17 protein-coding genes are annotated in these 13,903 nt (G+C 64.4%); 4 read left to right on the forward strand and 13 right to left on the reverse strand.

Features of this window, described 5'->3' with window-relative positions; all coding sequences use genetic code 11:
- Window positions 1–38: 38 nt before the first annotated feature.
- Complete coding sequence (locus ACLFLU_RS40115; RefSeq protein WP_426410133.1) at window positions 39–890, forward strand: intradiol ring-cleavage dioxygenase; 852 nt, start codon at window positions 39–41, stop codon at window positions 888–890.
- Window positions 891–932: 42 nt separating this feature from the next.
- Here ACLFLU_RS40115 and ACLFLU_RS40120 read toward each other — a convergent pair whose 3' ends face one another.
- A complete protein-coding gene (locus tag ACLFLU_RS40120) occupies window positions 933–1,901 on the reverse strand; it encodes a quinone oxidoreductase family protein (protein WP_426410134.1) in 969 nt (322 codons plus the stop codon).
- A gap of 57 nt (window positions 1,902–1,958) precedes the next feature.
- Entirely contained in the window at window positions 1,959–2,525 is a 567-nt protein-coding gene (locus ACLFLU_RS40125) for a TetR/AcrR family transcriptional regulator (protein ID WP_426410135.1), read from the reverse strand.
- Between the two features lie 194 nt (window positions 2,526–2,719).
- Between ACLFLU_RS40125 and radC the strand changes: the two genes are divergently transcribed.
- Complete coding sequence (gene radC / locus ACLFLU_RS40130) at window positions 2,720–3,433, forward strand: RadC family protein (protein ID WP_426410136.1); 714 nt, start codon at window positions 2,720–2,722, stop codon at window positions 3,431–3,433.
- Here radC and ACLFLU_RS40135 read toward each other — a convergent pair.
- Together ACLFLU_RS40135 and ACLFLU_RS40140 are read right to left on the reverse strand one after the other, a co-directional pair.
- Entirely contained in the window at window positions 3,430–3,816 is a 387-nt protein-coding gene (locus tag ACLFLU_RS40135; RefSeq protein ID WP_426410137.1) for a VOC family protein, read from the reverse strand. The two genes, radC and ACLFLU_RS40135, sit on opposite strands and share 4 nt — an antisense overlap.
- Window positions 3,817–3,840: 24 nt before the next feature.
- Entirely contained in the window at window positions 3,841–4,422 is a 582-nt protein-coding gene (locus ACLFLU_RS40140) for a TetR/AcrR family transcriptional regulator (RefSeq protein ID WP_426410138.1), read from the reverse strand.
- Between the two features lie 161 nt (window positions 4,423–4,583).
- Between ACLFLU_RS40140 and ACLFLU_RS40145 the strand changes: the two genes are divergently transcribed.
- Window positions 4,584–5,009, forward strand: coding sequence for a tautomerase family protein (locus ACLFLU_RS40145; protein WP_426410139.1), 426 nt, complete (start codon window positions 4,584–4,586; stop codon window positions 5,007–5,009).
- Window positions 5,010–5,069: 60 nt separating this feature from the next.
- Here the strand turns inward: ACLFLU_RS40145 and ACLFLU_RS40150 are convergent, their stop codons facing one another.
- Both ACLFLU_RS40150 and ACLFLU_RS40155 read right to left on the reverse strand, forming a co-directional pair.
- On the reverse strand, window positions 5,070–5,375 hold the full coding sequence (locus tag ACLFLU_RS40150; protein ID WP_426410140.1) for a YMGG-like glycine zipper-containing protein: 306 nt from the start codon (window positions 5,373–5,375) through the stop codon (window positions 5,070–5,072).
- Window positions 5,376–5,494: 119 nt separating this feature from the next.
- Window positions 5,495–5,815 (reverse strand): hypothetical protein, encoded by a 321-nt coding sequence (locus tag ACLFLU_RS40155; protein ID WP_426410141.1) that lies wholly within the window; start codon window positions 5,813–5,815, stop codon window positions 5,495–5,497.
- 278 nt (window positions 5,816–6,093) lie between these two features.
- On the opposite strand from ACLFLU_RS40155, the gene ACLFLU_RS40160 reads away from it, so the two are divergent.
- Entirely contained in the window at window positions 6,094–7,668 is a 1,575-nt protein-coding gene (locus ACLFLU_RS40160) for a peptidoglycan-binding protein (RefSeq protein ID WP_426410142.1), read from the forward strand.
- Here the strand turns inward: ACLFLU_RS40160 and ACLFLU_RS40165 are convergent.
- From ACLFLU_RS40165 to ACLFLU_RS40195, 7 genes are all read right to left on the reverse strand, one after another.
- Window positions 7,665–8,945: an RNA polymerase sigma factor gene (locus ACLFLU_RS40165; protein ID WP_426410143.1), complete on the reverse strand. Its 1,281-nt coding sequence runs from the start codon at window positions 8,943–8,945 to the stop codon at window positions 7,665–7,667. The genes ACLFLU_RS40160 and ACLFLU_RS40165 overlap by 4 nt on opposite strands.
- A 31-nt stretch (window positions 8,946–8,976) precedes the next feature.
- Window positions 8,977–9,384: a YciI family protein gene (locus ACLFLU_RS40170; protein ID WP_426410144.1), complete on the reverse strand. Its 408-nt coding sequence runs from the start codon at window positions 9,382–9,384 to the stop codon at window positions 8,977–8,979.
- Window positions 9,385–9,538: 154 nt separating this feature from the next.
- The gene (locus ACLFLU_RS40175; protein WP_426410145.1) at window positions 9,539–10,231 is read right to left on the reverse strand and encodes an AprI/Inh family metalloprotease inhibitor; all 693 of its coding nucleotides are present in this window, start codon (window positions 10,229–10,231) and stop codon (window positions 9,539–9,541) included.
- Complete coding sequence (locus ACLFLU_RS40180) at window positions 10,231–11,220, reverse strand: 2-hydroxyacid dehydrogenase (RefSeq protein WP_426410146.1); 990 nt, start codon at window positions 11,218–11,220, stop codon at window positions 10,231–10,233. The genes ACLFLU_RS40175 and ACLFLU_RS40180 overlap by 1 nt, the downstream gene beginning before the upstream one ends.
- Entirely contained in the window at window positions 11,220–12,038 is an 819-nt protein-coding gene (locus ACLFLU_RS40185; RefSeq protein WP_426410147.1) for an ABC transporter permease, read from the reverse strand. The genes ACLFLU_RS40180 and ACLFLU_RS40185 overlap by 1 nt, the downstream gene beginning before the upstream one ends.
- Entirely contained in the window at window positions 12,035–12,850 is an 816-nt protein-coding gene (locus ACLFLU_RS40190) for an ABC transporter ATP-binding protein (RefSeq protein WP_426410148.1), read from the reverse strand. The genes ACLFLU_RS40185 and ACLFLU_RS40190 overlap by 4 nt, the downstream gene beginning before the upstream one ends.
- 11 nt (window positions 12,851–12,861) lie before the next feature.
- Window positions 12,862–13,884: an ABC transporter substrate-binding protein gene (locus ACLFLU_RS40195; RefSeq protein ID WP_426410149.1), complete on the reverse strand. Its 1,023-nt coding sequence runs from the start codon at window positions 13,882–13,884 to the stop codon at window positions 12,862–12,864.
- Window positions 13,885–13,903 lie beyond the last annotated feature (19 nt).

Below are 13,903 nucleotides of genomic sequence, written 5' to 3' on the forward strand. Positions count from 1 at the left end.
TCGATGACGATCTCTCGTCAACAGACAGGAGAGACGGAGTGAGTACGTCGACGCGCCGCGGCTTTCTCGGATTTGTGTCGGCCAGCGCCGCAGGCCTGTTGCCCGGCAACGCGGAGGCTGCCCCCATTGGGGCGGACGCCGAGCCCGCCTGCATCCTGACGCCGCAGGCGGAGGAAGGGCCGTTCTATTCCGACCCGAAACTCGTGCGATCCGACATCGCCGAGGGCAAGCCGGGCGTGCCGCTGACCTTGCGGCTGCGGGTGATCGATGCCGGATCGTGCACGGCGATTCATGACGCGCGGGTCGACATCTGGCATTGCGACGCGAAAGGGCTCTATTCGGCCTTTCCTGGCCAGAGCGACGACCACAATGTCGATGCGACCGGCAAGACGTTCCTGCGCGGCACGCAAACGACCGACGGCGCCGGCTGGGTGAATTTCAACACGATCTATCCCGGCTGGTATGACGGCCGCACCACCCACATCCATTTCAAAATTTTTCTCGGCGACCGCACCGTGCTGACCGGGCAGACCTTCCTGCCGGATGCGCTCAACGAGTTCATCTATACCAACGTGCCTGATTATGGCGACCGCGCACGGCAGCGCATGGTGATCAACGCCAACGATCACGTCATCGAACGTTCCGATCCGGAGCATCGCGCCTTCTGCGCGGTGAAGGAGGAGCGTGACCGCTACGTCGCGACGCTGACGCTCGGCGTCGACCGCCGGGCGGTCGTGACTGTCGGACGCGCAGGCCCACCGCCGCGGCCCGGCATGCGCGCCGGACTGCCGCCGGGTCCACCGCCCGGCGGCATGGGCGGGGCGATGTTCGGACGTCCGATCAGGGACCGGCTGGCTGCGCTGGTGCCGGGGTTGAAGCGCGACAAGTGAGGCCTGCGACGCTTTAGCCCCGACGACCAAGCTCTTCGCCGCTCACGGGATCAGAAGCAGCTTGCCGGTCGTCGCGCGGCTTTCCATGTCGGCATGGGCTTTCGCTGCATCAGCCAGGGGATATTGCCCGCCGATCCTGATCTTGAGCTTGCCCTCGACGATCCAGTCGAACAGCTGCGCCGAGCGCGCGCGGAGCTTTTGGGGCGTGTGAATATGATCGAAGAACGTGGCGTAACCGATCTTGATGCTCTTCGGCAGGCTCATGATGTCGAGCGGTCCAGGCCCGCCGAGCACGGGTCCATACCAGCAGAACGTGCCCGAGCGCCGGAGCGCATCGAGCGAGCCCTGGAAGGTCTTGGGGCCGGAGCCGTCATAGACGACGTGCACGCCCGCGCCGCCCGACAGCCGCACCGCTTCGCCGGCGAATTCGCCCTCGGCGTCCACGATCACATGATCGGCGCCCGCGTCCTTCGCGACCGCCACCTTGTCGGTCGACGAGACGCGGCCAATCACATGTCCACCTCGCAGCTTGATGATCTGGGTCAGGAGCAGGCCGACGCCACCTGCGGCGGCGTGAACGAGGGCGATATCACCTTGCTGCACCGGATAGAAATCCGTCGCGAAATGACTGGCGGTGAGCCCCTGCATCATCACCGACGCGGCAGTGCTGTCGTCGATCGCATCGGGCAGGGGCACGAGCGACGTCGCAGGGACCACAACCTTGTCGGCGTAGCTTCCGGGTGCATAGACCCAGGCAACGCGTTGGCCGATCCGGAAGCCATCGACGGCGTCGCCAACCCTGAGCACCCGGCCCGCGCCCTCGACGCCCAGGATCTTTGGATCGGACATGCTGGTCCAGGCCATTCCTTGCCTGACACCCACGTCCATGAAATTGACGCCTGCGACCGCGATCTCGACCAGCACGTCACCCGGGCCCGGTAACGGGTCCGGCCGCTCGACACAAGCGATGACGTCGGGACCGCCTCGACGATTCATGACCACAGCCTTCATGGTGTTGCTCCGTATTTGATTGATCGTTCCAGAATTATGCAAAAAAGAAGATCCGCCTTACGAGAGCGCGCGCAGCGCCATGTCGCCGAGCGCTCGCAAGTGCCGGGCCTTTGCGCCGCCTCGGGCTGCAATGCGGATGCCGGCGAAGCTTGCCAGCAGAAACTCCGCCGCTTCGTCGGCATCGATGTCGGCCGAAGCATCGCCGTCGGCCTGCGCTTCGCGCATTCGTTTCGAAACCGCCAGGCGGAGCGGCCGCCCGGCAGCGTGATGGATCTCGGTGAGATCGTCCCGCGTGCGGCCGAACTCGCACATCGAACCGACGCCGAGGCAGGCTTGATGCGCCTCACCGACGACGCGCTCGACCATGGCCCTGACGCCGTCCATCGCGCGTGGCTGCCCCCGCAGAGCGGACAGATGAGCCCCGGTCTCGGCGGCCGCATAGCGCTGCACAGATGCGCAATAGAGCTGCCACTTGTCGCCGAAGGTATCGTAGATGCTCTGGCGTCCAATACCCATCGCGTCCACGAGCATCGGGGTCGAAGTTCCCTCAAAACCATGTTCGCGGAAGACGGCGATCGCGGCAGCGAGCGCTTCTTCCCTGTCAAATTCCTTCGGTCTCGCCATGAGCCTGCAATAGCAGTTCTGGAATGAACAGTCAATTACATATTCCCCGACGTCCGGTTGGATCAGGGCCTCCGATCGAGCCGAGCTGGCCGGCAAAACGGGACTGTTGCTATTGGCTTCCAGAAAGGCCGGCCGCCAGAGCCCAAGACACTTCATGGTTGCAAAACGCCCCCGGAACGGCATGCTTGTATGCGATGCCCGCCAAAACCAAGGCCGACGACAGCAAGCCGGAGGACACGCCGCACTATCTCGGCCATCGCGAACGGCTGCGCGAGCGCTTCTATAGTGCGGGCGCGGACGCACTCAGCGATTACGAGCTGCTGGAGATGGCGCTGTTTCCGGCGCTGCCGCGGCGCGACACCAAGCCGCTGGCGAAGACGCTGATCAAGACCTTCGGCTCGTTCGCCGAAGTCGTCCACGCGCCGGTGGCACGCTTGCGCGAGATCGACGGCGTCGGCGAAGCCGCCATCAACCAGCTCAAGCTGATCGCCGCGGCGGCGCACCGCGTCGCCAAGGGCGAGGTCAACAACCGCAACGCGCTGTCGTCCTGGAACGAGGTGATCGCCTATTGCCGCACCAGCATGGCCTTCGCCGACAAGGAGCAGTTTCGCCTGCTCTTCCTCGACAAGCGCAACCAGCTCATCGCCGACGAGATACAGCAGACCGGCACCGTCGACCACACCCCGGTCTATCCGCGCGAGGTGATCAAGCGCGCGCTCGAGCTCTCGGCGACCGCGATCATCCTCGTGCACAACCACCCCTCCGGCGATCCCTCACCCTCGCAGGCCGACATCCAGATGACCAAGGCGATCATCGACATCGCCAAGCCGCTCGGGATTGCCGTGCATGATCACATCATCGTCGGCAAGAACGGGCATGCGAGTTTGCGGGGGATGAGGTTGATCTAAGGCCGCGCCAAGGTGCAGTTCAGCATCCATTGCACACCGAAGCGATCGGTGAGCTTGCCGTAATAATCGCCCCAGGGCTGGATCCCGAGCGGCGTGGTGATCGTGCCGCCTTCGGCGAGGCGCGCGAACAGACCCGTCGTCGCCTGCGCGTCGTCCATCATCAGGATATGCGCCGATCCACGCATCGGCTCGGCATCGTCATTGTCGGATGCGTAGAACTGGATGCCCGGTCCCTCGAATTTCGCATGCAGGATCTTGCCCTGCATCGGTCCGGCGGCGCCGTGGCGCTTGATCTCGGTCACCTCGCCGAGGCCGCAGGCGGTATAGAAGGCGAGCGCCGCCTCGCAATGCGTCGTGAAGAAGAGATAGTTCGACATCTGCATCTGCGGTTCTCCGCTTCCAGCCAGTCAAATCTCGGCACAGGCCTTGAGCGCAGCCGCGCGACACGCCGACGCGATCGCCGCGCTGACATCCTCGTCGGCGACGGCCCTTGCCATCGTGACACCGCCGGACAGGATCGAGAGCAGCGCCCAGGCGCGCGCACGTCTGTCTTTGGACGTTCGGCCTGGCAGGCCATCCGCGACCGCGTTCACGACGCCCTCGATCTCGGCCTCGAACACGGTCTTGATCCCGGCGTCCGCGCGCTGCACCTCCGAGGTCAGGCTCTGCAAGGCGCAGCTCGAACCGAGCTCGCAGACCCGCTTTTGTCCGAGATAGAAATCGACGAACGCCGCGACCCATTTGGCGCCATGCTCGGCCCGCAGGCCCTCGACACCCTGGCGCAGCTCTTCGAGGCCCGCCACCAGCGCGGCCTTGAACGCTTCACCCTTGGACGAGAAGTGCCCGTAGAACGCGCCGGAGGTGACTTCGGCCTCCTTGGCAAGGCCGTCGACGCCGATGCCGCCAAACCCCTGGCGGCGAAAGCCGCGGCCAGCCGCCGCCACCATGCGCGCGCGGGCCTCTTCCTTGTGTCCGGACTTGTATCGCACCACCGCACCTTTTTTAGATAACGATCGCTATTTTAATGTTGACGGCATCGCCCTGGTCGTGCGAATGCAATCACGATCGTTATATAACGATCGCAATATTATCGCAAGCCGCGATCGCAGCCGGCGTTCGCGACGCTCACATCACGAAGGGAGTTTTGGTCATGCCGATCACCGTCGTCGCCACGGATGGCATCTTCACTGCAACCGCCGAGAAAACCATGTTCGCCGAGCTGACCGCCGCGTTTCTCAGGCATCACGATCTCGCGGGCAATGCGTTCCTCACGCCGAACGTGATCGGCGAGATCAGCACCGTCCCGAAGGGCCGGTCCTTTGCCGGCGGGACGTCAAACGACATCGTCGTGGTCGAGTTGAAAGTCCCGTCCTTCGCGCTGGCGAGCCCAGAGCAAAAGGCGGGCTTCATCGCCGACGCCACCGAGATCGTGTTCAAGGCAGCGGAAGGCCGCCATCCGCGCGAGCGGATTTTCGTCAACATGGTCTATGCGGTGGACGGCTTGTGGGGCATCGGCGGCAAGGCCTACACCAATGGCGAGCTCGGCGATGCCGTCAGCCGGGCCAGCGCTGCCTGAGAACAGCGATCGGACATGGCAGCGCCGGCGCGTGCGAGACGCCGCCGGCGCAAAGTCCGTTCAGTAGCAATATCGCGGATCGACCGGGACGTAGCGGCCGTCCGGGCGCTGCATGTAGCAGCCGCGCTGATAGGCGTAATAGCCGGACCGGCGGCGCTCGCCTTCGGAGGCGATCGCTGCTCCCGTTCCGGCTCCGACGACGGCACCGATGGCGGCGCCGCGGCCACCGCCAAGCGCGCCGCCCAGGATCGCTCCGCCCACGCCGCCAATAATGGCGCCGCCGACGGCGTCCTGCGCTGTCGCTTCATGGACCGGTATGGCCATGGCCACCGTCAGGCACGCCGCAATTCCAAGACCTCGAAGCATTCCGAATCCTCCTGTTCAGGGCCGCCCGTCATAACGCCGGTAGAGGCTTGAGGCCAGCGCTATCCGGCGCCCTCGCCTCTTGCGCCAAATATCCAGCTTGTCGCGCCAACTTGCGCGCCTCAGGCCGAGGGCCCTTTGTCCAGGGCAAAGGACAGCACGATCGCGTCCGGCGTCTGCTTGAATTCCTTGGTCACCGCCGTGCGCACAAGGCCGGCGAGGTCATCCAGGGGCTTCTTTTGATAGAGGCCCGGGAATAGGACGGTCACCGATGTGAGGCGTCCATTGTGCCAGTTGAAGCCGACCCGTGGCTTGACGCCGGTCGACTGTTCGAGATCACCTTCGACCGCCTTGGCTTGCTGCAGTCCGTCCTTCAGCGTGGCCACGACATCGCAGGCGGACAGGGCAAAGGCGAGAACGACGAGGACGACGGCTCTGAACATCGCGTGGCTCGGACGAAGTTGCGCTCTCCGCATGGTTGCATAAACCGCATCGTGCAACAAGCCGGCCGCACGACAAGTAGAGGCGCGGCATCGACTGAGGTTGCGTCGTTTCACCGCAATCTTTCGCGCTGCACCTGTAAGCCATTTCACATGCACCCAAGCGGCGAGCTGCCACATTTGTGACGCCACGCCGAGAGCCCATGCCGCCGATGATGGCACGCGGCTCGCGCCTGACTTGCACGACGAAGCAATACTTCATCAATTTGCGGGAGCGGGAGATGGTGTCATTCGAGAGTCTGAAAAGCGAATATGAAAGAAACTGGGCCAATATCGAGATCCGGCCCGCACGCCTCGCCGAGGCAAACGCCGTCGCGCGCAAGGCGATCAACGGCAAGACGACCTATCAGCAGGTCGAGCGGCTGACCGGCGTGCCCTGGCACTTCGTCGCGCTGTGCCATTATCGCGAATCCAATTTCGATTTCGACACCTATCTCGGCAACGGCGAGTCGCTGAAGCGCGTGACGTGCCTCGTTCCGAAAGGGCGCGGCCCGTTCGCCTCGTTCGTCGATGGTGCCGTGGATGCGCTGAGGATCGAGAATTTCGTCGGAACGCAGGACTGGGGCATCGCACGCACCCTGTTCAGGCTCGAATGCTTCAACGGCCTCGGCTATCACGCCAAGGGCGTCAACTCGCCCTATCTCTACGGCGGCTCGACCCTCTACGGACCGACCGAGGCAAAGGCCGGCAAGTTCGTCGCGGACCACGTCTTCGACCCGAGCCATGTCGATTCCCAGCTCGGCACCGCGGTGATCCTGCATGCGATGATGTCGCAAGATTCCTCGATCACGCTCGACGGCAGCCCGCCCAACGCCGGCCGTTCCGAACCCGACGACGACGTGGCGTCATCGGTTCTTCTGATGCAGCAGACGCTCAACAAGCTCGGCGCCAATCCGCGGCTCGATGAAGACGGCATCAGCGGACCGAAGACCAAGGCGGCGGTGTCGCAGTTTCAGCAACAACACGCTCTCGAAGATACCGGCCTGCTCGACGGCACCACGATCGCCGCTATCACGCGCGCGGGCCTGCAACCGGTCCAGACGGCGAGTGTCGATCTGTCCCAGATCCTCAAGCGACTGGATAATATCTCACAGGTCGTGCAGCCAGGAGGCGGTACACCGGCAGGCGCGGTGTCGGGAGGACAGTCTGCCGATCTGTCTCAAATCCTCGGTCGACTGGAGAATCTCACACAGCTCATCCAGTCGGGAGGAACGACGCCAACGCCGATAGCGATCCCATCGACAGGGACGACGCCCGCAGGCCTGCCCATCCAGCTGTCCCAGATCCTGAACCAGCTGCAGGGCCTCACGCAGGCCTTGCAGCCGGGAGCGGCAAATCCGGTAAGCCCAACACCGGCGACCAACACACCAGTCGGCGTTCTCGGACAGCTCCTCTCTCTCATCACCAAGACAGTGCCGGGAACGCCGGCGGCGGCAAATCCCGCTCCGGCCGATCAGCTCAAACAGGTGGTCGACCTGCTGAGCACGCTGCTCAGCAACAAGCCCGTGCTCGGCCAAGTCAATGGCGCGCTCGGCGAAACCATCGGCAAGCTGCTGGACGGCAAGAAGACGGCGCTCGGCATCGGCGGCTCGCTGATCACCGCGCTGCTCTCCGCCGTGACGGCAAGCCCCAACGCCGGAGGTCTTGCCGGGCTGTTCGGGACGATCGCGTCAGCGGTGCCGGGCCTGAGCCAGTTCGCTCTCCCGATCTCGCTGGCGCTCACCGCCTGGGGCGTGCTCGGCAAGCTGGAGAAATGGGCCCAGGGCACCGCGCCGCCGCCCAAGCCGACGACCTAGAGAGGCTGATCGCTGAGCGCCGCGGCGCGGCGCTGCATCAGCACGCGCTCGCGTCCGTTGGTCGCAAGATGCGCGGCAGCCTCGAACGCCTGCCGCGCCTCTGCGAGACGTCCGAGCTTTTGCAGAAAATCACCACGAACCGCCGGCAGATGATGATAGGCGGACAGCGCCGGCGCGCTGGCGATCTCATCCAGCACGTCAAGTCCGGCCTGCGGTCCCCAGGCCATCCCAACCGCGACCGCACGATTAAGCTCGATGATCGGCGAGCGCACCAGCCGCGCCAGCTCGGCATAAAGCTGCGCGATGCGATGCCAGTTGGTCGCTCCAGCGGTCTCCGCTCTGGCGTGACACGCCGCAATCGCAGCCTGGAGCGCGTAAAATCCCCCCGAGCCGCCGAGCTCACCGGCACGTTCGAGCGAACGCAGGCCGCGGCGGATCTGCAACCAATCCCAGAGCGTGCGATCCTGGTCCATCAGCAGAATGGGATCACCATTCGTATCGGTGCGCGCGCGTGCCCGCGAGGCATTCAAATCCATCAGGGCGACGAGGCCGTGAACCTCCGGCTCGTCCGGGGCGAGGCCGGCGAGCACGCGGCCCATCCGCAGCGCCTCGTCGCAGAGCTGCGGCCGCAGCCATTCCTCGCCGCGCGCTGCAAGGTAGCCCTCGTTGAAGATCAGATAGACGACCTCCAGCACCGAGGCGAGACGCTCCGACAACGCTTCGCCGCCCGGCGTCTCATAGGCGAGGCCGGATCCCGACAATGTTCGCTTGGCGCGGACGATGCGCTGGGAAATGGTTGCTTCCGGCACGAGATAGGCGCGCGCGATCTCGGACGTGGTCAAGCCGCAGATCATGCGCAGCGCCAGCGCCGCGCGTGCCTCGCGCGACAGGATCGGATGACAGGCCGTGAAGACCAGCCGCAACAATTCATCGCCGATATCATCGTCGAGCGCGGCATCGAAATCGGGCACGATCTCCTGCTCCTGCAACATGTCGCGCGCCAGCATGTCGTGCTTCTCGCTAAGCATCTTGCCGCGGCGCAAGACATCGAGCGCGCGGCGCCTTGCGGTCGTCATGAGCCAGGCGCCGGGATTGTCGGGCACGCCGATGGTCGGCCAGGCTTCGAGCGCCGCGACCAGCGCGTCCTGGGTCAGCTCTTCCGCGAGCGGCACGTCGCGCAGCATCCGCGACAGCGTCGCGATCAGCCGTGGCTGCACGACGCGCCAAGTCGCGTGAATCGTGGCACGGATGACCTGATCGATGTCGGCGGCCGTCATCGCCGCCGACCGGAACAAGCTATGCTGGCCATCAGGCGTGGGCGGCTACACCGGAACGCGAATCGACCTCGCAGGCCCCGTCGACGCCCGGCGTTGCGAACGCCCGCAATTCGCAGGTGCCTTCCCAGCCCGGCATGTGATCGAGGTGCAGCTGCATGAACTCCTTGGCCATGGCCAGGGCTTCCGCCTTGTCGCGCAATTCGAAGATGGCATAGCCGCCGACTACTTCCTTGGCCTCGATGAAGGGGCCATCGATGACGCTAAGCTCGCCGTCGACGATCCGCACCCGTGCGCCGGTCGCAAGCGGCATCAGGCCGCCATTGTCGAGCATCCGGCCGGCCTTGATCTCCCGTTCGGAGATCCTTTGCATCGCCTCCGCCAGCGCCGGGGACGGCCCTGCCATGGGCTTTGGGGAGGTGACGATGTACATGAAGCGCATGCAAAACTCCTGTTGAGGCGAGACGCGGCCGGTTCGGCCGCGCGATCAGCTCGCTATTGGGATGACGATCAGGCCGGGGCCGGATCGACATCGCCACGATGAAAATTGGGCACGGGAACAATTGCAGGCAGAAATTGCAGGAACGGGCGGGCGCCTATTGGCGCAGCATGATCAGGGGATCGGCCGTATCGGGAACCCGCCGCCATTGCGCGTTGTCGTCGGCCTCGAACTGCCAGACATCACCCGATTTAGACATCAGGATGATCTGGCCGCGCTCGAGCCGCCATTGCGTCGGGTTGAACTGGACGATCGCCGCATCGCATTTCGGCTTGAGGAAGACCTGGAAATTGTCCTGATCGGCTTCCGTGTTGGTCAGCGTCAGCCCGCAGATCGGCTGGCCGTTTCCGCGCACCATCGCCCAGTCGCCGATCATCTGGTCCATCGACTTGGCCATCGAACGGGCGGCGGCGAGATCCTGCAGGATGTAGACGCCCTCGCCCTGCCGCAGGCCCTCGAAGATGCCGGTCTCGACCTCGGTGAAGTCGATCACGGATTCACCGGTCGCATCCTGCAAACGGACGATGTCGAGACCTTTCACACTCCAGGCGACGATATCCTTGGTGAAGGGCAGCGCGGTCTTGCAGGCCGGTTCGAGCTCGAGCTTGAAACCTTGCGCCACCGGGTCGCCCTTGATCGTGACGACGCAGGTCTTGCTGCGTTCGGTGGTCGAGAGCTCCCACTGCCCGACCATCTCCTTCTTCAGGCTCGTCGCATCCTGCGCGCGCGCAGCGCCGACCGCGGCGATAGAAGCCGCGATCAGCAAAGCAACGACCCGAACAACGGTCATCAGCGCCCCTTGAACGGCGTTTCCGCAACCGGCGACAGCGGCGCCTTGCCGGCGAACCAGGACTTGAGGTTGTCGACCACGAGCTGGTCCATGGCATTGCGCGTCACCACGGAGGCCGAGCCGATATGCGGCAGCAGCACCACATTCTGCATGGTCTTGAGCTCGTCCGGCACGTTGGGTTCGGCCGCGAACACGTCGAGACCGGCGGCGAGGATGGTGCCTGATTTCAACGCCTGGATCAGCGCCTGCTCGTCGACGACAGAGCCGCGCGCGACGTTGACAAGCACGCCGCGCGGGCCGAGCGCCTTGAGCACCTCGGCATTGATCATCTTGTTGGTCGAGGCGCCGCCCGGCACGATCACCATCAGCGTGTCGACCGCCTTCGCCATCTCGACCAGGTCGGGATAGTGCTTGTAGGAGACGTCCTTGGACGGATTGCGCGAGTGATAGACCACCGGCACCAGCGACGCATCGAGCCGGCGCGCGATCGCCTGGCCGATCCGGCCCATGCCGACGATGCCGACCTTGCGGTCACGCAGCGAGCCGACGCTGAGCGGATAATTCTGGGTCTGCCAGAGGCCGGAGCGGACGTAACGGTCGGCCTTGATGAATTCGCGCACGGTGGAGATCAGCAGGCCCATCGCGACGTCGGCGACCTCCTCGGTCAGCACATCAGGCGTGTTGGTGACGATGATGTTGTGCTCGGCCGCGTATTTGGCGTCGATGTGGTCGTAGCCGACGCCGAAGCTCGCCACCATCTCGATCTTGGGCAATTGCGACAGCGAATCCTTGTCGGCGCGGACGGTGTGATAGGTCACCGCGACGCCGCGGATCTTTTCGCGGATCGCCGGCGTCAGCCGCTCGAGGTCGCCTCGCGTCTCGGCCTTGTGCACGACGAAATGATCGGAAAACCCGTTCTCGAGGATCGGCCGCACCGGCCCATAGATCAGAAGGTCGATCTTGTCGGACGAAATCGAACCGGTAGACATCAGTTTTCCTTTCCAAGCGCGCTCTCGTGCCAGCGCCGTAAAACGAGGTGGGAAATTAGCGCCAGCACCCCATAGATGACAATCCCGGCCAGCGACAGCAAAAGCAGCGCTGCGAACATGCGGGGTATGTTCAATCGATAGCCGGATTCGGCGATCCTGTAGGCGAGGCCTGAGCCGGCACCCGCCGTTCCCGCCGCGATCTCGGCCACGACCGCGCCGATCAGCGACAGGCCGCCGGCAATGCGCAGGCCGCCCAAGATATAGGGCAGCGCCGCGGGCAGTTTCAGGAAGCGCAGGGTTTGCGGCGGCGAGGCACCATAGAGCTGGAACAGGCCCGCAAGGTTGCGGTCGACCGAATTCAGCCCGAGCGTGGTGTTCGACAGCACCGGGAAAAAGGCGACGATGAAGGCGCAGACGACGACCGCGGTCTGCTGTTCCAGGTAGATCAGCAACAGCGGCGCGATCGCGATCACCGGCGTCACCTGGAGGACGACGGCATAGGGGAACAGCGAATATTCCACCCATTTTGACTGGTTGAACAGCAGCGCCAGTGCGATGCCGCCGATGCTCGCGGCGACAAAACCTTCCAGCGTCGTCAGCAGCGTGGTGGCGAGCGATTGTGACAGCACCGTCCAGTCCTTGATCAGCGTCAGGAAAATCACCGACGGCGCCGGCAGCACATAGGGCGGGATCTCGCGGATGCGGACCACCAGCTCCCAGGCGGCAAGTCCGGCCGCGAACACGATGACGGGCAGCACGAAACGCACCGCGCTTTGCGCGGCGGACGGCTTTGTGGTGACGGCGGCTTGCGCGCTCATAGCATCGACTGTCCCGAATAGGACGGCGCCAACGCAGCCGAGACTCTCCGGCAATAGTCGGAATAAGCCGCCGAGGTGCGAAACTCCTCACCGCGCGGCTCGACGGTCTCGATACGGATGTCGGCCTGGATACGGCCGGGCCGCGCCGTCATGACCACGACGCGCTGCGACAGATAGACAGATTCGAACACCGAATGGGTGACGAAGATGACGGTCTTGCCAAGGCTGCGCCACAGCGCGAGCAGATCGTTGTTGAGGCGGAATCGCGTGATTTCGTCGAGCGCCGCAAACGGCTCATCCATCAGGAGGATGTCCGGATCGGTAACGAGCGCGCGCGCCAGCGACACCCGCATCTTCATGCCGCCGGACAATTCACGCGGAAAGGCATCGGCGAAATCGGCGAGACCGACGCTGGCGAGCGCTGCATCGGCCCGCGCCCGCCCTTCGGCCTTGGGGACGCCGCCGAGCTTCAAGGGGAGCCGCACATTCTCGCGCACGCTGGTCCAGGGCATCAGGGTCGGTTCCTGAAACACGAAGCCGATGCCATGGCCGATCTGCGCCGGGCCTTCATGACGCGACATCCGCACCATGCCTGATGACGCAGCGCTGAGCCCCGCAATCAGTCTCAGCGCCGTCGACTTGCCGCAGCCGGAGGGTCCGAGCAGCGAGATGAACTCGCCCTTGCGCACCGCGAGGTCAAAGGGACCGAGCGCCATGACGCCATTGTCATAGGCCTTCGTCACGCCGCGCAGGCTGACGGCAAGCGCCGTCAGGCTGGCCTCGACCGTGGGCGAAGTTTTGGCGTCCGACATCAACGCTTGCGCTACGGCTTGGCGGGGCGCAGCTCGACACCGACGCCCTTGTTGACGAAGCGCAGCGTGTAGGACTTGCGGAAGTCGAGATCGCCCTTCACGACGCCGGCCTTCACCATCTTGTTGAAGAAGGAGGTGTAGCGATCGTCGCTCATCGCGCCGATGCCGTTCTTCAGGGACTCACCGGAATCGACGATGCCGTATTCCTTCATCTTGGCGACGGAATAGGCGAGCAGCTCGTCGGTCATCTCCGGATTGAGCTTCTTGATCATGGCATTGCCGGCGGAATTGTCGCCGTAGATGTAATTGTACCAGCCGATCATGGAGGCATCGACGAAGCGCTGCACCAGGTCCGCCTTCTTCTCGACTAGGTCGCGACGGGTTTCGATCAGGGTCGAATAGGTGTTGAAGCCGGCATCGGCGAGCAGGATGACGTTGGGTTTGAAGCCCGCGGCTTTCTCGACGGCGAAGGGCTCGGAGGTGACGTAGCCCTGCATCGCGCTCTTGGGGTTGGCGATGAAGGGCTGCGGATTGAAATTATAGGGCCGGACGTTCTTCTCGCTGAAGCCGTATTCGGACTTGAGCCACTGGAAGTAGCTGCCCATGCCCTCCTTGGAGACGAACAGCGTCAGCGGCTTGAGCTCCTCGATCTTTGTGACCTTCGCATCCGGCTGTGTCAGCATCACCTGCGGGTCTTTCTGGAAGACCGCGGCGATGGTCACCACGGGGACGTTGTTCGCCACGGCATCGAACGACATCAGCGTGTTCGCGGCCATGAAGAAATCGATCTTGCCGGCAATCAGCAGCATCCGGTTGTTCTCGTTGGGCCCGCCCGGGATGATGGTGACGTCGAGCCCGTATTTCTTGTAGGTGCCGTCGGCGACCGCCTGGAAGAAGCCGCCATGCTCGGCCTCAGCGACCCAGTTGGTACCGAAGGTGACCTTGTCCAGGGTTTCCGCGCGCGCCGGCAGGATCGACACGACCGTGGCCAGCAAGCCTGCCGTTAACGCTCGCCGCAGATGGGAAGGGCTCATGATGGGACTCCGTCGATCG

The sequence above is a fragment of the Bradyrhizobium ganzhouense genome (genome assembly GCF_049949285.1).
In the GTDB taxonomy this organism is placed as follows: Bacteria; Pseudomonadota; Alphaproteobacteria; order Rhizobiales; family Xanthobacteraceae; genus Bradyrhizobium; species Bradyrhizobium ganzhouense.